Genomic DNA, 17,736 nt, shown 5'->3' on the forward strand with positions numbered 1-17,736 from the left:
CTTCCCGGATGTCAGAGGGGGCCGTAAGCGGCGTTGCCGTAGGGATCGCGCCAGACGGCCAGATCTTCCTCGAGTGCCCTCCGAAGCCTCGGGCTGGTTTGCACCCGCAGGCGGAACGACTCCCGGGCCCGGCCCAGGACCGCGGACGGGACGATGATGCACGCGACCAGGAGGGCCAGCATGAGTACGTAGCTGCCCACCAGGATAGTGACCTCACCGGCGCCCTTCGCCATGGCGGAGGGCAGGTACAGGTAAATGATCCCGCCGAGAACGACAGCCAGGAACGACACCATGCCGATGCCGCCGCGGGCAGATCCGGGGCCACGGGTGATCAGGGCCTTGTCAGTCCGGGGCAGGACGGATCGGACCCGTTTCCACCCGAAGAGGCCCAGCAGCACCAGGACGGCCCCCAGCGGGAGCAGGACAAGCGCTGCCGCGGGATTCCCCGACATCACGGAGGTGAAGGCGCCTGCCAGGGCCAGGACGGGGCCGCCGGCGATCGCCCCGCTCCAGCCGGCGGCCAAAGTGCCCTGGGCATCGGCCAGCTCGCGGAGCCGGGAGGGGGCGTCCGGCGGGCTGACACGGGCCAGTTCGGGGGAGAGCCAATGGTCGAGCGAATGGACAGGCGTGTCGGCGGGAAAAGGAATGGAGTGCGTCATATCGGAAGGAGGCCCAATCGTGGAAGCTGTCGCGGGAGCATCCACCGAAGCCCCCTGCCCAAGGCTACGTGCTTGCTCGGCGCAGTCGCCAGGGCCAGCGATGACCTTCAGAGCCGGCCCAGGCCAGGCCAGCGGACCTGCTGGGATAACCTAGAGCAGTGACTTATGAGATCGAGATCGGCCGTGGCAAGCGTGGGCGTCGTGCCTACTCCCTGGATGACATTGCAATCGTCCCCAACCGTCGCACCCGCGACCCCAAGGACGTCTCCGTCTCCTGGCAGATCGACGCCTACCAGTTCGAGATGCCGGTGATCGCCGCGCCGATGGACTCGGCCATGTCCCCGGCCACCGCAATCGCCCTCGGCAAGCTGGGCGGCCTCGGCGTGCTGGACCTGGAAGGCCTCTGGACCCGGTACGAGGATCCGCAGTCCATCCTCGATGAGATCGCGGCGCTCCAGGATGAAACCAACAGCCCTGCCGTCACCACGCGCATGCAGGAGCTGTACCAGGCACCCATCCAGCCCGAGCTCATCACGTCCCGGCTCGCCGAAATGCGTGACGCCGGCGTCACCGTTGCCGGGTCCCTGACCCCCCAGCGCACGCAGGAACACTACAAGACGGTCCTGGCCGCCGGCGTCGACATCTTCGTCATCCGTGGCACCACCGTGTCCGCAGAGCATGTCTCCAAGGACCACGAGCCGCTGAACCTGAAGCAGTTCATTTACGAACTCGACGTCCCCGTCATCGTCGGCGGCGCGGCCGGCTACACTCCGGCGCTGCACCTCATGCGCACCGGCGCCGCGGGCGTACTGGTGGGCTTCGGCGGCGGTGCAACCACCACCACGCGCCGTGCCCTGGGCATCCACTCGCCCATGGCCTCAGCCATCTCCGACGTCGCCGCCGCCCGCCGCGACTACATGGACGAGTCCGGCGGCCGCTACGTGCACGTGATTGCCGACGGCGGCATGGGCACCTCGGGTGACATCGTCAAGGCGATCGCCATGGGCGCCGACGCCGTCATGCTGGGCAGTGCCTTGGCCCGGGCAGAAGAAGCACCGGGCAAGGGGTGGCACTGGGGCCAGGAAGCGCACCACACGGAGCTGCCGCGCGGAGACCGCGCCAACGTCGGCACTGTGGGCCCCCTGGAGGAGGTCCTGTTTGGACCAGGCCACCACACCAACGGCACGTCCAACCTCATTGGCGCCCTGCGGCGCTCCATGGCCACCACCGGATACTCGGACCTGAAGGAATTCCAGCGGGTCGACGTCGTCGTGTCGCCGTACGCCGGGAACTGACACGCCGCGGCAGGGCGGGGCGGGCGCCCTCCCGCCCTGCCCAAAGCACGCCCCCAGCAAGTAGTGTGGGTTTACTACCGGCACTAGAGGCACTGGAGGCGTTCAATGAAGAGTGTTCCTGCAAACGGCGGGGTCCTTGGCCCGGAAGCCAGGGAAGCATCCATCCAGCGGCTGCGCGCCACCACGGAACCCGGCCAGGAACTGGACATCCTGATTGTCGGCGGCGGCATCGTCGGCACGGGAGCCGCGCTCGACGCCGTGACCCGGGGGTTGAGCGTGGGCATCGTCGAGGCAAGCGACTGGGCGGCAGGCACGTCGTCGCGGTCTTCCAAACTGATCCACGGTGGGTTGCGCTACCTGGAAATGCTGGACTTCGCCCTGGTCAAAGAGGCCCTGCAGGAACGCGGGCTGCTCCTCTCCGAGATTGCACCCCACCTGGCCCGGCCGGTGCCGTTCCTGTATCCGCTGACCAAACCCTTCATCGAGCGGCCCTACGTTGGTGCCGGCATCGCCCTCTATGACGCCATGTCAGTCTCCGCCGGCCACAGCAGGGGAGTGCCGTTCCACAAACACCTCAGCCGCCGGGGAACGCTCCGGGCCGCCCCCAGCCTCAAGAACGACGCCTTCGTCGGGTCCATCCGGTACTACGACGGCCAGGTGGATGACGCCAAATACTGCGCCAACCTGGTCCGCACGGCTGCCTACTACGGCGCCCACGCCGTGAACCAGATGAAGGTGGTGGACTTCCTCCGCGAAGGCGAACGCGTGGTGGGGGCCAAGGTGGAAAACCGCGAGGACGGGACGCAGTTCAGCATCCGCGCCAAGCAGGTCATCAACGCCACCGGCGTGTGGACCGACGAAACGCAGGCCATGGTGACCGACCGCGGCCAGCTGAAGGTCCGTGCTTCCAAAGGCATCCACCTGGTGGTTCCCCGCGACCGCTTCCAGTCCACGGTGGGGCTGATCCTGCGCACCGAGAAGTCGGTGCTGTTCGTCATCCCATGGGGACGGCACTGGATCATCGGCACCACTGACACTGACTGGCACCTGGACAAGGCCCATCCGGCCGCTTCCAGCAAGGACATCGATTACGTCCTGGAGCATGTCAACCAGGTGCTCAAGCGGCCCTTGACCCGGGAAGACGTCGAAGGGGTCTATGCCGGCCTGCGGCCGCTCCTCGCCGGCGAAAACGACTCCACCGCCAAGCTGTCCCGCGAGCACGTGGTGGCGCACCCAGTTCCCGGACTGGTGGTGGTGGCGGGCGGAAAGTGGACCACCTACCGGGTCATGGCCAAGGATGCCGTTGACGAGGCCACCCGCACCATGGACGAACGCGTCCCGCCCAGCTGCACCGAAACCATTCCGCTCCTGGGAGCCAGCGGTTTCCGGGCCGCCTGGAACCGCCGGAACCGCACCGCAGAGGAATCCGGGGTGCACGTCGCCCGGATCGAGCACCTGCTCAACCGGTATGGGTCCATGACGCCTGAGGTCCTGGCCCTCATTGAGCAGAACCCGGAGCTGGCGGAGCCACTCCCTGGCGCCGACGACTACCTGCAGGCAGAGGCCGTCTACGCCGCAAGCCACGAAGGTGCCCGCCATGTGCAGGACGTCCTGACCCGGCGCACAAGGATCTCCATCGAGGCATGGGACCGCGGCGTGTCCGCCGCCCCCGTTGTCGCTAAACTGATGGGTGACGTCCTTGGCTGGAGTGACATGCAGCGTGAAAACGAAGTCCGCCACTACCTTGCCCGCGTGGAGGCCGAACGCCTCAGCCAGCAACAGCCGGACGACGAATCCGCAGACGCCGCCCGCCTGGGCGCGGAAGATATCGTGCCCTTGCGTTGAGGGGCCGTTCGCCCCACTGCTGACCGAAGGGAAACGCCTTGGCGGAACCACTGGACCCGTATGACGCCCACCTGACCACCGCCGACATGGTGATCCTGGAAATGGAGGCGAAGGACAAGACCGACGCCACCAACCAGCTGGCAGAGCGGCTCCACGCCGCCGGGCGGATCTCGGATCTTGACGGGTTCCTGAAAAACGTCAATGCCCGGGAGCACCAGCTGGCCACGGGGCTCCCGGGCGGCATCGGACTGCCGCATGCCCGCAGCGAATTCGTGTCCCAGACCTCCATCGCCGTCGGCATCACCAAGTACGGCCACGCCCTGGACTTCGGGGCAGCCGACGGTCCTGCCACGGTCATCCTGCTGATTGCCACCCCGGCGAGCTCTTTCTCCGACCACCTGGAAGTTTTGGCCACCCTGGCCCGGTCACTCTCCAAGGAATCATTCCGTGAGTCGCTGCGGCGTGCCTATGACGCCGAAGTAATCGCCGAGCTCATCAACTCCAGCCTGGTGTTCTTCGACCACTAGGCGCATCCCCGGTCCCGCCTCCGGGCCCGGACGCCCCCGGCGTTTAGTTGTTCTACAGAACTACGAAGTACGGTTAAGACGTGTGGAAAACAGCCCTTAAGCCCCGATGGATCGCAGGCTTTATCTTCGCGATCGCTCTCTCCGGGGTCTTCGTGCTGCTGAGCCAGTGGCAATTCGGCCGTTCCACCCAGCCCGAGGTGCCGGTCAATCCCGCCACCGAACAGGTCCAGCCGCTTACCGGCACCCTGCAGCCGGGTGAGTTCTTCCATGGCAGTGTTGCCGACCAGATGGTCACTGCCCAGGGGACGTACAGTCCCGACAAGCAGGTCCTGGTTCCCGGGAGGCTCCACGACGGCAAAACCGGCTACTGGGTTGTTTCAGCCTTCGCCGTTAACGGTGCCCCCGCCCTGACCGGAGCAGGTGCCTCACCACAGACGTGGATCCCGGTGGCACGCGGGTGGGTCGCCCAGCCCGGGGACGCGGCAGCACCGCCGTCGGGCCTTGTTGAGCTGACCGGCCGGCTGCTGCCGTCCGAAGCGCCGGTGGCGGGGAAAGCTCCGAAACCGGGGGAGGCCTCGGCCGTCTCCGTGGCGGAGCTCATCAACTACTGGGAGGTCAGCAGCTACCCAGGTTTCGTGTCTGCCACCGCGGAAGTGGTGGGGGGCCAGGACGTCAGCGCTGCCGCGGTTCCGGGGAACCTCCTTCCACTGGACATCGGTCCGCAGCCGCCGGCGCAGCACATCAACTGGCTCAACCTCTTCTACTCCATCGAGTGGGTTGTCTTCGCCGGGTTCGCCCTCTTCATCTGGTGGCGGCTGGTCAAGGACGACTACCACCGGGACCTGGAGGAGGCCCTTGACGACGCCGGGGACGACGATGACGGGCACGACGAAAACCAACAGCTTCCACAGCAGGCCGAACAGCACCAGCAGCCTGAACAGCACCAGCAGAAGGTACAGCCATGATTGATCCGAAACCGGCCACCCCCTCATCGCAGGCCTCCGGCCAGACCTCCGGGAAGAAGCGCCGTTTCGGCGGTACCGAGGCGCAGATCCGGTCCGCCCTGAAGTTCTACAAGGTCATGGCCTACCTCACCGGCACCATGCTCCTGCTGCTGTGTGCGGAACTGGTGGCACGGTACGGCTTCGGGCAGTACCTGTTCGCCGGCGGAACCAACGCTGTGACCGGCCAGCCGTTCGGCTTCGGATTCGCCGACGCCGAGCCGGCGGGCGTGCTCAACGGCATGAACGTCTCCGTCACCGTCCTGATCGTGCACGGCTGGATGTACGTTGTGTACCTGATCTCCAACTTCCGGCTGTGGTCCCTGATGCGCTGGCCCTTCCTGAAACTGGTGCTGCTGGCACTGGGCGGCGTCGTGCCGTTCCTGTCCTTCATCGTGGAGAAGAAATTCCACGCAGAGGTGGAAGCCGAGCTTGCCGCCAATCCGCAGGCTCCCCAGCGCTACTGAAACGGGCCCGGCGCGCGCCGGCCATCCGCCGTCGGACGTCTGCTGCGTCACAGCGCGGCTTCTGAAGGTGCGCCGGTGCAAGGGCGCAAAGTAGGCTATTACGGTGACTACTCCCACTGCATCCCAGACTTCCCAGAAGCCGGTGCTGGTTGTTGATTACGGTGCCCAGTACGCGCAGCTGATTGCCCGCCGCGTCAGGGAAGCGAATGTGTATTCGGAAGTGGTTCCGCATACCTACTCCACCGAGCAGCTCCTGGCCAAGAACCCTGCCGCCATCATCCTCTCCGGTGGCCCCTCCAGCGTCTATGCCGACGGCGCCCCCAGCGTGGGTGCCGACCTCTTCGAAGCCGGCGTCCCCGTCTTTGGGATCTGCTACGGGTTCCAGGCCATGGCCAACGCCCTGGGCGGCAAGGTGGACAAGACCGGCCTGCGGGAGTACGGATCCACGGAAACCACCATCCTCGGTGACGGCCGCTCGGTGCTTGAGGGCATGCCCCAGCACCAGAAGACCTGGATGAGCCACGGCGACTCCGTGCACGAAGCCCCTGCAGGCTTCGATGTCCTCGCCACGACGGCAGGCGCCGAAGTAGCAGCCTTCGCCAACGAGGAAAAGGGCCTCTTCGGCGTGCAGTGGCACCCTGAGGTCAAGCATTCCGCCTACGGCCAGCAGGTGCTCGAGAACTTCCTGTTCAAGGGCGCAAAGCTGGAGCCCAACTGGACCACGGGCAACATCCTGGAAGAACAGGTGGAGCGCATCCGCCAGCAGGTAGGGGATGCCCGCGTTATCTGCGGCCTCTCCGGCGGCGTCGATTCGGCCGTGGCGGCAGCCCTGGTCCAGCGCGCCGTGGGCGACCAGCTCACCTGCGTGTTCGTGGACCACGGACTGCTGCGTGAAGGCGAAGCGGAACAGGTTGAACGCGACTTCGTGGCCGCAACCGGCGTGAAGCTGTACGTGGCCAACGAACAGGAACGCTTCCTCTCGGCCCTGGCCGGCGTCAGCGATCCCGAAACCAAGCGCAAGATCATCGGCCGGGAATTCATCCGCGCCTTCGAAGAAGCCGAACTGGCCATCATCGCCGAGGCCGCAGCCCACGGCGAGAAGATCAAGTTCCTGGTCCAGGGCACCCTGTACCCGGACGTCGTCGAATCCGGCGGCGGTGAAGGTGCAGCCAACATCAAGAGCCACCACAACGTGGGCGGCCTCCCCGAGGACCTGCAGTTCGAGCTCGTTGAGCCTCTGCGGGCCCTGTTCAAGGACGAGGTCCGTGCCGTCGGCGCCCAGCTCGGCCTGCCCCAGGAAATCGTCGGCCGCCAGCCGTTCCCCGGCCCTGGCCTGGGCATCCGGATCGTCGGCGAGGTCACCAAGGAGCGGCTGGACCTGCTCCGCAAGGCGGACGCCATCGCGCGTGCCGAGCTGACCGCGGCCGGGCTGGACAACGAGGTATGGCAGATGCCCGTAGTCCTGCTCGCAGACGTCCGCAGCGTCGGCGTCATGGGCGACGGCCGCACCTACGGCCACCCCATCGTGCTCCGTCCGGTCTCCTCGGAAGACGCCATGACTGCCGACTGGTCGCGCCTGCCCTACGACCTGCTGGCACGGATCTCCAGCCGGATCACCAACGAGGTGGACGGCGTCAACCGGGTGGTGCTGGACGTCACCAGCAAGCCGCCGGGAACCATCGAGTGGGAATAGCATCCTAGTGGCCGGCCTCCGTCAGCGGAGGCCGGCCACTGCTTTTTCCCAGCGAATTCCTCCGCAATTTCCGGTGCCCCAGTGTTGCGGTCGCTCAAGTCCGGCGCCGGAGCGGCTACTCTCGAATCTATGCCGGTATGGTCCAGGGCGTCACGTGCAAACGCAGAAAAGAAGGCAGAAGTGTCAGTTGGTCAAGGCCACCCGGAAGGCTCGGAAGAGCTTCGTAAATGGCTGTCCGGGCTCAAACCCGTCACCGGCGCGGACACAATGCTCCGCTTCACCAAGACGCCGGAAGGTTCCATCGACCTCACCTCGGCACACCCCTCGGGCCTTGCCCAGCTCATGGCTGGGCGCCGCACACGCCTGTCCACCCTGATCCGTGACCGCCAGCAGTATGTGGTGGCCGCGAGGGCGTCACGCAACATCCGGTCAAAGATCTTCGAGCTCGCCAACGACCGCGGCATCGACGCCGGATACCTGTCGGCGGGCACCGTGGTGTGGACATCCGCCGTCGGGGGCAAACCCCAGCGCGTGTCAGCCCCGGTCATGCTGACCGCCATCTCCCTGACGGTGCGCCCCGGGGAGGACGACTTCGAACTGCAGCTGACCGAACAGGCGCAGATCAACCCCGCCCTGGTGCGGCACCTGAAGAACATCCACGGGATCGTGTTCGACGTCAACGCCGTGACCCGCCTGGCCTACAGCACCGCGCGGTTCGACCCCCAGCCCGTCCTGGACCGGCTGGCCACCCTGATCCGGCCCATCCACGGCGCTGAAACCCAGCACAACCTGCTGGTCTCCACCTTTGCGGACCTCTCCGGCAACCTCGACGACCCCTGGATCAACGATTCCCACCCCATCGTCTCTGCGCTGGCCACCGCCGCCGGAGGCGAAGTGGTGGACGTCGAGGAACCGGACCCGTCCCGCTTCCCGCACCTGGACAACAGGCACCCCAAGGACGAACTGCTGCTGCTGGATGCCGACACGGACCAGCAGTACGTGGTTGATGCTGCCCGCGCCGGGGACTCCCTGGTGGTCAGCAGCCCGCCCGGGACCGGCCAGACCCAGACGGCCATCAACACCATCGGCGCCCTGGTGGATGCCGGCAAGACCGTGCTGGTGGTGGGCGATCGCCGCGCCAGCCTGAACGAGGTTTCCGGACACCTGGAGTCGTTGGGCCTGGAGTCCATCCTCTTCCAACTGACCGGGAACGTCACCGCCCAACAGCTGAAAGGCCAGCTGGTCCGGGCGATCGTCCGCAATGAAAAGTCCCTGGAACCCCAGCTGGGGAACCTGCACGCCACCCTGACCGAACACCGGCACGCCCTCATGGACCACGTGGCATCGCTCCACAACGTCCGCGAGAGGTGGGGCTGCTCGCCGTACCAGGCCATGCAGTCACTCGCTGAGCTCACCTCGATCCATCCTGCCCCGGCCACCACCGTCCGGCTCAAGCGCAGCGTCCTGGACAGCATCCGGGACCGTGAGGAGCTGGCGGGCAGGCTGCGGCGCGCCGCGGAACTGGGCAGCTTCAGCAAGGCGGCCACCACCAGCCCCTGGCACGGCGCCCGGCTGCTGACCCGGAAGGAAACCGAGGAAGCCCAGGACCTGGTCCGCTCGGTGGCCAAGAGCCTCCCCGTCCTGCGCGACCGCATGGACGCCGTTGCCGAGCACGCCGAGATCCGCCTGGGCGAGTCCTTCGCGGAGTGGGGAGAGCAGCTGGAACTGCTGGTTGCCGTCCGCGGCAGCCTGGACAAGTTCACTCCGGACATCTTCGACCGGCCCGTGACAGACCTGATTTCCGCCACGGCGCCGTCCGCGTGGCGGCGGGAGCGCGGCATCGAGCTGACCGCCATGCAGCGCTCCAGGCTGCGCAGGGTGGCCAAGGAATACGTGCGCCCGGGCGTCCACATCGCGGACCTGCACTCGTCCCTGGTGCTGGTCCAGGAACAGCGTGCCCTCTGGGCTGGCTACGCCACCACGCAGCGCCATCCCGCTGTTCCCTCCGGCCTGGCCGAAATGAACGCCATGTACCGGTCACTGGACCAGGAGCTGGCACAGCTGGGCGAGGCGCTGCAGCACACCGAAGATGGCGGGGCTTTGGCCACGGTGCCCTACGCGCAGCTGATGGACCGGCTGGACCGCCTGGTGGCGGACACCGATACGCTCAAGACGCTGCCCGAACGCACACTCCTCATTGAGAACATGCGTGAACATGGCCTGGGTGAACTCCTGGCCGATCTCGCAGAACGGGAAGTTCCGGAAGGATCCGTCGCCGCGGAGCTGGAGCTGGCGTGGTGGCAGTCCGCGCTTGAGGCAATGATCAGCGGCGACGACTACCTGGCGATGTCCGACGGCGACGCCCTGCGCCAGCTGGAAGCGGAGTACCGGCTGGCCGACAACGCCCACATTGCCAGCGGCGCCGCCCGTCTGCGGTGGGACCTCGCGGAACGGTGGCGGACAGCCATCGCTGCCCAGCCGCGCCAGGCAGACCTGCTCCGCAGCCTGCTCAAGGACGGCCGGGTGTCCCTGCCTTCCCTCACCGCCCAGGCACCTGAGCTGATCGGCACACTCGTCCCGGTCTGGTCCGTCAGCCCGTACCTGATGACGGGCCTGCTCCCGGCAGAACAGCACTTCGACGCCGTCGTGATCCTCGACGCGGAGGCCACCTCCCTGCAGGCCGTCCTGCCGTCGATTGCCCGGGCACGGCAGGTGATCGCCTTCGGCGACCCGCGCATTGCCACGCCCCGGACGTTCACGGTTGGGGTGGAGCGGCTTGCACCCGGCGAGTCTGCCCACCACCGCGTCGAGAGCGCTTTTACCGCGCTCTCCGCAGTGCTGCCGGTGTGGCGCCTCAACGTGGTGTACCGCGCAGTTGACGAGGACCTGGTCCTGCAGCTCAGTAAGAACTTTTACGACGGCGGCCTGCGCCGGCTGCCCGAGGGCCAGTCGGCCACGGGGCTGGACCGGTCCCTGCTGGTGGAATACCTGCCGGACGGCACCGGCCTTCCCAGTGCCGACCACGAAGGCGTGGAGTCCGTAGTTGCCGAGGTCAACCGCGTAGTGGAGCTGGTCTTCGAGCACGCCCGCCTGCGTCCGCGGACCTCCCTCGCCGTAGTCACCGCCAGCCTGCGCCACGCCGCGAGGATTGGCGAGTCCATCCGGCTCCAGCTGTCCAACCAGCCGGGCCTGGCCGGCTTCTTCGGCGCCGGCCCGGAGTCCTTCCGCGTGGTGGACCTGGAACGTGCCCAGGGCCTGGTCCGCGACCATGTCATTTTCTCGCCGGGATTCGGGCGGACCCCGCACGGCCGTGCCCTCCACAACTTCGGGCCGCTGTCCGCTGAAGGCGGCCGGGAGAAGTTTGCCCTGGCCATGACCCGGGCCCGGCGTTCCCTGCACGTACTTACGTGCTTCCGGCCCGAGGACCTGGACCACACCCGGCTTACCCACGGGGCGGTGGACCTGTACGCGCTGCTGGACCGGGAAATTTCCGGCAACACGGATCTTGGCACCCCCGCGTCCCGCGCCGCCGCCAGCGAACAGGCGCTGGGCGCGGACCCGTTGGTGGCGGATCTCGGTGACCGGCTGCGTGCCCGGGGCGCCAGGGTCTGGCACCAATACGACGGGGCAATCGATGTAGTGGCAGCCGCCGACCCCCTGAATACCATGGGCCAGGAGGACTCCGACATCCCGCGGCCGGTGGCCATCGAGTCCGACGGCACTGCGCAGTACCGCACCATGAGCGTGCGGGAACGCAGCAGGCTGCGTCCCCAACTGCTGGAACGCCTTGGCTGGCGGTACATGCCGCTGTGGACCATCGAAGTGTTCACGGACCCGTCGTCCTGCGCAGACCGCATTGCCGGCTATCTGGGCCTGGAAAAGATGGTGCTGCCGGGCAGGACCCACCAGTCTGCGGGCTTCCTTGACGACGACGTTGACCAGGCGCTCAATGGAATTGACGCCGCGCCGTCCGCCGGAGTTTCCTACCTGCCCGGGGATCGCGGCGCAGGCCGGACCGGTGACAGCGGACACCAGGAAGCGGGATCCATGATCGAGGAAAAGAAACCTGCACACGGCAGGCTTGAGGAAGACGGCCGCGAGGAAGACATGCGCCAGGATGAGCTCCAGGACGGGCAGGCAGAAACAGTAACCGGCGGGGACGTTCCTGCAGGCCCGGCCGAAACGGCACCGGCGCCCCGGACAGTAACAGGCGGCACTGAAGAGATCCTCCCGAGCAAGGCCGCAGAGGATGACGCCCGCAGCTGGGGTGACCGGGAGGATGACCACGACACGTGGTTGAAGGAACAGAAGCCGCCGCACTGGGGCTGACCGGCGCAAGCTTACGGCGGGCCGACCAGGACGAAGAACAGCCGGCCATGGGTTGACGCTCCGGCCAGGCGTGATGCTTGTTCGGCGGTGGCTGCCACCACGATCAGACCGTCGGTCTCCGTGGTGCCCAGCCACTGGCCGCTCTGGCCGCCCTTGTTGGAGGTCCAGAGCACGGGGACGGCCGACGCCAGTACCTCCGACGGGCCTTGCTGGTCGAACCCGTTGGCCGATGTGAGCACAACGTTGACCAGTTGGCCGGGGGAGACCAGCTGAATCGACGAGGCATCCGCCATCCGCAGTGGAACTGCGGCTGAACCGGGCGGTGTACCTGCCAGGAGCCCGGGACCCACCAGCTGGGCATCGCTGAGGAGCTGGCCCTTGCGCATCGGTGCGGCGAGCTGTTTGCCGGTGGCGGCGGCGTCATCCCGGAGGAAGCCGTCGGCCACCATGCCAGGGGGCACCTGGACTCGGACCACGTCCGCGTCCGTCACGGCGGTCCCGGCAGGAAGATCCCGGGCTGCGGCCAGTGCGGTGGCGGTGGAGAGCGGGGCAGGAGTGAGCTGCTGGACGGCGATGGCGGCAGCTGCGCACAGCAACAGTGCAGCGGCGAGCCGGCGGTTCCGGCTCAACCAGGCGGCAACACGCGCGGGCAGGGGGCGGTTCCTTGGGCTGCGGGCAGCGCCTGCGGGGCCCGAAGAATACCGGAGGGCGGCACGGCGGCGGGGAAGTAGGGGCATGCGCCCACGCTAACTCCGGGCGCACGCGCAAGGGAGCCGGGATAAGGCCTATGTGGACAAAAGCGGCCGGACGCTGGAAAGCGCCGGCCGCCGTCGTGAAGTCTGTGCCGGATTAGCTCGCGGCGGCTGCGGGCGCCGGCGCGGCGGGGGCGGCAGCAGGCGCTGCAGGCGCGGCGGAAACGGAGCTGCCCTTGGAATCGCGGGAGTCCGTGCGGTAGAAGCCGGAGCCCTTGAAGACGACACCGACGCTGTTGAACTTCTTGCGCAGCGTGCCTTCGCATTCAGGGCAGGACGTCAGGCTACTGTCCGAGAACGACTGGACGATGTCGAAGGCGTGGCCGCAATCCTTGCAGGCGTAAGCATATGTTGGCACTGGTGCTCCTCCTCTTGGGCAAACGAGAGGTCCCGTGCTGCCACCTGGTAAACCATTAGCAGTCGCAGGGCCTGAGTGCTAATTCTATCACTGTGCACGGAACGACGGTGTTCAGGCGCCGCCCGCCAGGGGCCGGTACCCGGAAGGGACCAGGACGGCCGGGACTGGACGGTCGAACTCCTCGGCCGGGATCCGTCCGGCGGGCAGCAATTCATCGTCGTAGATAAGAGCGGCCAGCGGGATTTCCTTCCCGGCCGTAGCGAGGTGCCCCAGGAATTTGTCGTAGTAGCCGCCGCCCTGGCCAATCCTGTTGCCGGCCAGGTCCACGGCTGTGGCGGGAATGAAAAGCACAGCGGCGTCGCCAGCGGTTTCGGGCCCGTGCCGGTGCCCCGTGGGTTCCAGGATGGGCGCGTACCTGCTGCGCTCGAAGCCGGTGTCCGGAGTCCAGAACACCCAGCTCAACTCCCTGGCCGGTTCGCACACCGGAAGCAGGACCTGGTGGCCGCTGCGGTGCAGGGCTTTGATCAGCGGCAGGGTAGGTGGTTCCTGACCCACGCCAAGGTATACGCATGCTATCCCGGGACGGCCTTCCGTCACCGATCCAGCCCAGGCTTCCCCATGGGTGGCCAGGGCCTGGCCGGCAGCTTCCAGTTGCGCCGGCGTCAGGCCTGCCCGCCGCTGCCGGTGGGTAGCCCGGATCCCGTCCTTGACGGCGTTTGTCTCCTGCAGCATGTCGTCCTCCCTGAAGTCCGGTGTTCCGCCCCTTGAGGCCGCGTGCCGGCCTTCGGTGCCGGGGGTTACTGAAATACTTGACGCTGACGTTAGATTAGTCCGGTGAACACCAGTAAACCCAGAGTCCGCAAAGCCGTCATTCCCGCAGCGGGCCTGGGCACCAGGTTCCTGCCAGCCACCAAGGCCATGCCCAAGGAAATGCTTCCCGTCGTGGACAAGCCTGCCATCCAGTATGTGGTGGAGGAAGCCGTCCATGTGGGCCTCAACGACATCCTGATGATTACCGGCCGCAACAAGCGGGCCCTCGAAGACCACTTCGACAGGGTGCCGTCCCTCGAATCGACCCTTGAGGACAAGGGCGATACGGAAAAGCTTGCGTCCATCCAGGCCGCCAGCCAGCTGGGTGACATCCACTACGTCCGGCAGGGCGATCCCCATGGCTTGGGCCATGCCGTGCTCCGGGCGAAGCAGCATGTGGGCGATGAAGCCTTCGCCGTGCTGCTGGGCGACGACCTCATCGATGCCCGCGACGAACTCCTCAGCACCATGATTGACGTGCAGGCGAAAACCGGAGGGTCCGTCGTCGCCCTCATTGAGGTGGAACCCTCCCAGATCAGCGCCTACGGCTGCGCCGACGTCCAGGCCATCGACGGCGAGGACTATGTCCGCGTCAACCGGCTCGTCGAGAAGCCCTCGCCCGAGGAAGCACCGTCCAACCTGGCGCTGATCGGGCGGTATGTCCTGCACCCCGCCGTGTTCGAAGTCCTCGAGCACACGGAGCCGGGCCGCGGAGGCGAAATCCAGCTGACGGATGCCCTGCAGGAACTCGCCTCCGGTGACGGCGAGGGACATGGCGTGTATGGCGTGGTGTTCCGGGGCCGCCGTTACGATACCGGCGACAAGCTCAGCTACCTCAAGGCCTGCGTCCAGCTGGCCATCGACAGCGATGACCTGGGGCCCGGCCTGCGGGAATGGCTGCCGGGCTTCACCGCCGGCCTCTCCCGGTAGCGCCGTGCGCACAGGTCCCATCTGGCCGGCCACCCTCGAGTGCGGCGACCTGGTCCTGCGGCCCATCCGGTACCGGGATAAGAAAGAGTGGACAGAAGTCCGGTCACGGAACAGTGAGTGGCTGGCACCGTGGGAGGCCTCCAACCCGGACCCGTCCGGCGGACTTCCCGACTACCGGCACATGGTCCGCTCGCTCAACCTGCAGGCTGCGCAGGCTACCGCCCTGCCCTTCGTCATCACGGAGTGGAGGCCGGGCCTGAGGAATCCGGCCATCGTGGGCCAACTGACGGTGTCTTCCATCGTCTGGGGTTCGGCCATGATGGCAACGTTGGGGTACTGGGTGGACCAATCCCGGGCGGGACGGGGGATAGCCCCCACCTCCGTGGCGCTGGTAACGGACCACTGTTTCCGTACGCTTGGCCTGCACCGGATGGAAATCAACATCCGGCCCGAGAACGGACCCAGCCTGCGGGTGGTGGAAAAGCTGGGGTTCCGGGACGAGGGGTACCGTCCCCGTTTCCTGCATATCAACGGCAAATGGGCGGACCACCGTTCGTTCGCCCTCACCTCCGAAGAGGTCCCGGAAGGCCTCCTGGGTCCGTGGCTGGCGTCGCGCCGGTCATAAATCCAACGGTTTGTTAGTGGGGGCACGACACACCGCAGCTAATGCGGCCTGAGCAGGCATGATGCTCATACGGTTTTGAGTGTGGACTTCCCCCTTAGCAGCTCAGTGATCCTTGTGGTTGCCGTCGCGCTCTGGATTGTATGGGTTGCCCCTTACGTCCTCCGGAACCGCAGGCACCAGTTCCAGCCCGCCGGCGAGTTCCTGGCAGACGCCCCCGCCGATGAAAGGCCGGATCCGCATGCCGGCCTGGTCCTGAACGTCGCCGCCCAGGAGGAGAAAGCCATGGAACCCAGGAAGAGTGCCGCATCCCTCGCCGGCACTGCAAGCACCCCACCTGCGGCGCCGTTCCGCATCCGCTACGGCCGCACTGGCCTGGCCCTTGTGGGACTCCTTTCCCTGGTGACTGCATTCATCTCAGGTGTGCTGCTTCCCTTCGGCATCGGCTCGCCCGCTCTGCCGCTCACCTGCACCCTGCTGACGGTTGCATCCGTGGCATTGCTGCGCTGGCTCGCCATCCGTGACCGCAAGGCGAAGGTGGACGCCGCCTTCCGCTCCGCGATGAGCGCCCCGGCGCGCCGTCCGGAAGACGCCGTCGCCCTGCCTGCGAAGCCCGAAACCGCCCCCGTGCTGCCGGAAAGCCGGCTTTTCGACGCCGAGGCGGGGGAGCCGAAGGTCAAACCGCTTACCGCCATGGAGCTTCGCGAAGCCGCCCTCGCCGTTGCCGTGGCTGCCGGCGACACCAGCGCACCGGCAGTTGCTCCGGCCGCCCCCGCCAGCACCCCCTGGGAGCCGGTGGAAGTCCCCAAGCCCGTGTACGTGGAAGCCCCAAAGGCGGAGCGTCCCGAGCCGAAGCCGCTTGAGCTTCCCGAAGCGCCCAAGGCAGTCGGCAAGCCGTCACTGAAGCAGGGCGCTTCCGCAGCGCCGGCGGCAGAGACGGCTGCTGCGGCGGAAGCACAGCAGTTGTCCAAGGCTCAAAGCGCCCTCAGCAACCTCGACGACGTCCTGCAGCGCCGCCGCGCATAGGGCCCGGCAACGCCTTGCCTTCCTCCGCCGCGCACTGCGCGCGTCAATTGGCGTTGAGCCGGGAAAATTTGTAGCCTAGGGACACCGGTCCCGCACCGGCGGGCAGCAGTCCGCCAGGGCGCGGATACGTCCGGGGCTATAGCTCAGTTGGTAGAGCGCTTCGTTCGCATCGAAGAGGTCAGGAGTTCGAATCTCCTTAGCTCCACCATTGCAGGCACCCGGCCGGTTCCGGCGGGTGACCGGCCGCCCCTCAGGACAGGGATGGAGTGCCGGGCCTTTCCCCCAGATAGCGGACAAGGTTGGACGGCCGGTAGGTAGGATCGGCATCATGCCGCTTCAGAGCGGACTCGGCCACCCGTTCGTGCGCCGGATCGGTTGATCCTATGGGTCTGACGTAGGCAGGCAGCATTCTCCAAAAACCAACGCGGGATTCCTGGATCGGCGGGTACTGGTTGGACGGCTCAACCGGCGCCCCTGCCGCGGCCCCGGAGGCATCGGGGCAGAAGGCAAGCCCTGCGCTCCGGGTGCGTTCAACGATCCATGCCAAGGCAACGTCGGACAGCAGGGTGCTCCGGTTGCCGCCGCCTACGTCCCCGTGCGTTCCGGTGAACCATACCTGTTCCAGTCTCTGGGTTCCCGCGTCGTCCTGCGGCTGCCAGAGTGTCGGAGCGAATGGTTTCCTTTTTTCATCGATTGCCAAGGCCTGGAACGCGTTGTCGACGGTGGTGGACAGCGCCGTGTCGTGGAAGGCAAACCTGCGGTTGAACCTGTCAACGACAGGTACCCCGGTGAGCGGGATGCCGAGCGCCCCCACGGTGTCCCAGACCGCGATGCAGTGGATCCTGGTCTCGTGGGAGAAGGACCGGCGGAAGAGCGTGGCTTCGACCGAACGCGGGTTGGTGGTGGCAGTCCGGTCCCTGTAAAGGCTGAAGGCGTCGCCCAGCCTTCCACGGAAACGCCGGCGCAGGATGCCCGCGTTCCTGATCAGTCCAGCGGTACTGCGGGCTGTGTAGGCGCCGCGGCTGAAGCCCAGCAGGAACAGCTCATCCCCTGGCTGGAAGTTGCCCATGATGAAGCGGTAGGCGGCGAGGATGTCGTAGGAGAGCCCTGCGCCGAACGCGCCTCCACCGAGACGGCCCTGGCGTCCGGTGCCCACGCCGCGATGATAGAAGACCCTCTGTTCAATGTCGGTGCCGTCCTGGTCCTTGCCGGCCGCAGCGATGGCCAGGGCGAGCTTTGTGACATTGGTGGGGCACGGCTGCCCGTCGTCAGCCTGGTCCGGGGTTGCCCACGTTCCGTCGCAGCAAACTACTATGCGCTTGGCCATTTCGTCTTCCTGGGAATCCGACCCTCACCCCGCCCGCGGTCGCGGCTTCCATCGGTATACACCCGCGCCGGCTTCCCGTCCATACATGCCTAACG

15 protein-coding genes and 1 tRNA gene are annotated in these 17,736 nt (G+C 67.0%); 11 read left to right on the forward strand and 5 right to left on the reverse strand.

Annotated elements, in window-relative coordinates:
• Nucleotides 1–11 precede the first annotated feature (11 nt).
• Nucleotides 12–659, reverse strand: a complete 648-nt coding sequence (locus BACI349Y_RS06615; protein WP_159631433.1) for a hypothetical protein — start codon at nucleotides 657–659, stop codon at nucleotides 12–14.
• Between the two features lie 158 nt (nucleotides 660–817).
• Here BACI349Y_RS06615 and BACI349Y_RS06620 point away from each other — a divergent pair, with 158 nt between their 5' ends.
• From BACI349Y_RS06620 to BACI349Y_RS06650, 7 genes are all read left to right on the forward strand, one after another.
• Complete coding sequence (locus BACI349Y_RS06620; protein ID WP_159631434.1) at nucleotides 818–1,954, forward strand: GuaB3 family IMP dehydrogenase-related protein; 1,137 nt, start codon at nucleotides 818–820, stop codon at nucleotides 1,952–1,954.
• 105 nt (nucleotides 1,955–2,059) lie between these two features.
• Nucleotides 2,060–3,799 carry a glycerol-3-phosphate dehydrogenase/oxidase gene (locus BACI349Y_RS06625; protein ID WP_159631435.1) on the forward strand — a complete coding sequence of 580 codons (1,740 nt, stop codon included), beginning with the start codon at nucleotides 2,060–2,062 and terminating at the stop codon, nucleotides 3,797–3,799.
• 38 nt (nucleotides 3,800–3,837) lie between these two features.
• On the forward strand, nucleotides 3,838–4,326 hold the full coding sequence (locus BACI349Y_RS06630; RefSeq protein ID WP_159631436.1) for a PTS sugar transporter subunit IIA: 489 nt from the start codon (nucleotides 3,838–3,840) through the stop codon (nucleotides 4,324–4,326).
• Nucleotides 4,327–4,406: 80 nt separating this feature from the next.
• Nucleotides 4,407–5,291: an SURF1 family protein gene (locus BACI349Y_RS06635; RefSeq protein ID WP_159631437.1), complete on the forward strand. Its 885-nt coding sequence runs from the start codon at nucleotides 4,407–4,409 to the stop codon at nucleotides 5,289–5,291.
• Nucleotides 5,288–5,794 carry a DUF3817 domain-containing protein gene (locus tag BACI349Y_RS06640; RefSeq protein WP_159631438.1) on the forward strand — a complete coding sequence of 169 codons (507 nt, stop codon included), beginning with the start codon at nucleotides 5,288–5,290 and terminating at the stop codon, nucleotides 5,792–5,794. Before BACI349Y_RS06635 ends, BACI349Y_RS06640 begins: the two co-directional genes overlap by 4 nt.
• A gap of 103 nt (nucleotides 5,795–5,897) precedes the next feature.
• Complete coding sequence (guaA, locus tag BACI349Y_RS06645) at nucleotides 5,898–7,487, forward strand: glutamine-hydrolyzing GMP synthase (protein WP_159631439.1); 1,590 nt, start codon at nucleotides 5,898–5,900, stop codon at nucleotides 7,485–7,487.
• A gap of 129 nt (nucleotides 7,488–7,616) precedes the next feature.
• Entirely contained in the window at nucleotides 7,617–11,816 is a 4,200-nt protein-coding gene (locus tag BACI349Y_RS06650) for a DUF4011 domain-containing protein (RefSeq protein WP_159631440.1), read from the forward strand.
• Nucleotides 11,817–11,827: 11 nt separating this feature from the next.
• On the opposite strand, the gene BACI349Y_RS06655 is transcribed toward BACI349Y_RS06650, so the two are convergent.
• The 3 genes from BACI349Y_RS06655 to BACI349Y_RS06665 form a co-directional block, all read right to left on the reverse strand.
• The gene (locus BACI349Y_RS06655) at nucleotides 11,828–12,553 is read right to left on the reverse strand and encodes an RcpC/CpaB family pilus assembly protein (RefSeq protein ID WP_159631441.1); all 726 of its coding nucleotides are present in this window, start codon (nucleotides 12,551–12,553) and stop codon (nucleotides 11,828–11,830) included.
• A gap of 112 nt (nucleotides 12,554–12,665) precedes the next feature.
• A complete protein-coding gene (locus BACI349Y_RS06660) occupies nucleotides 12,666–12,926 on the reverse strand; it encodes an FmdB family zinc ribbon protein (RefSeq protein ID WP_159631442.1) in 261 nt (86 codons plus the stop codon).
• A gap of 111 nt (nucleotides 12,927–13,037) precedes the next feature.
• Nucleotides 13,038–13,658: a 5-formyltetrahydrofolate cyclo-ligase gene (locus BACI349Y_RS06665; RefSeq protein WP_159631443.1), complete on the reverse strand. Its 621-nt coding sequence runs from the start codon at nucleotides 13,656–13,658 to the stop codon at nucleotides 13,038–13,040.
• Between the two features lie 102 nt (nucleotides 13,659–13,760).
• On the opposite strand from BACI349Y_RS06665, the gene galU reads away from it, so the two are divergent.
• The 4 genes from galU to BACI349Y_RS06685 all read left to right on the forward strand — a co-directional run bounded on the left by galU (nucleotide 13,761) and on the right by BACI349Y_RS06685 (nucleotide 16,522).
• Nucleotides 13,761–14,666 (forward strand): UTP--glucose-1-phosphate uridylyltransferase GalU, encoded by a 906-nt coding sequence (galU, locus tag BACI349Y_RS06670; RefSeq protein WP_159631444.1) that lies wholly within the window; start codon nucleotides 13,761–13,763, stop codon nucleotides 14,664–14,666.
• Between the two features lie 4 nt (nucleotides 14,667–14,670).
• Complete coding sequence (locus tag BACI349Y_RS06675; protein ID WP_159631445.1) at nucleotides 14,671–15,291, forward strand: GNAT family N-acetyltransferase; 621 nt, start codon at nucleotides 14,671–14,673, stop codon at nucleotides 15,289–15,291.
• Nucleotides 15,292–15,396: 105 nt separating this feature from the next.
• Entirely contained in the window at nucleotides 15,397–16,314 is a 918-nt protein-coding gene (locus tag BACI349Y_RS06680; RefSeq protein ID WP_159635318.1) for a hypothetical protein, read from the forward strand.
• 132 nt (nucleotides 16,315–16,446) lie between these two features.
• Nucleotides 16,447–16,522: transfer RNA gene (locus tag BACI349Y_RS06685), tRNA-Ala, on the forward strand.
• A 42-nt stretch (nucleotides 16,523–16,564) separates the two neighbouring features.
• Here the strand turns inward: BACI349Y_RS06685 and BACI349Y_RS06690 are convergent.
• On the reverse strand, nucleotides 16,565–17,641 hold the full coding sequence (locus tag BACI349Y_RS06690) for a DUF2235 domain-containing protein (protein ID WP_159631446.1): 1,077 nt from the start codon (nucleotides 17,639–17,641) through the stop codon (nucleotides 16,565–16,567).
• Nucleotides 17,642–17,736: the final 95 nt, after the last annotated feature.

This window comes from Arthrobacter sp. 8AJ (genome assembly GCF_902506025.1).
In the GTDB taxonomy this organism is placed as follows: Bacteria; Actinomycetota; Actinomycetes; order Actinomycetales; family Micrococcaceae; genus Arthrobacter.

Coding starts and splice junctions, on each gene's coding strand:
- BACI349Y_RS06615 (WP_159631433.1), bottom strand. CDS start 659: ATGACGCACTCCATTCCTTTTCCCGCCGACACGCCTGTCCATTCGCTC.
- BACI349Y_RS06625 (WP_159631435.1), top strand. CDS start 2,060: ATGAAGAGTGTTCCTGCAAACGGCGGGGTCCTTGGCCCGGAAGCCAGG.
- BACI349Y_RS06640 (WP_159631438.1), top strand. CDS start 5,288: ATGATTGATCCGAAACCGGCCACCCCCTCATCGCAGGCCTCCGGCCAG.
- BACI349Y_RS06650 (WP_159631440.1), top strand. CDS start 7,617: ATGCCGGTATGGTCCAGGGCGTCACGTGCAAACGCAGAAAAGAAGGCA.
- BACI349Y_RS06655 (WP_159631441.1), bottom strand. CDS start 12,553: ATGCCCCTACTTCCCCGCCGCCGTGCCGCCCTCCGGTATTCTTCGGGC.
- BACI349Y_RS06665 (WP_159631443.1), bottom strand. CDS start 13,658: ATGCTGCAGGAGACAAACGCCGTCAAGGACGGGATCCGGGCTACCCAC.
- BACI349Y_RS06690 (WP_159631446.1), bottom strand. CDS start 17,641: ATGGCCAAGCGCATAGTAGTTTGCTGCGACGGAACGTGGGCAACCCCG.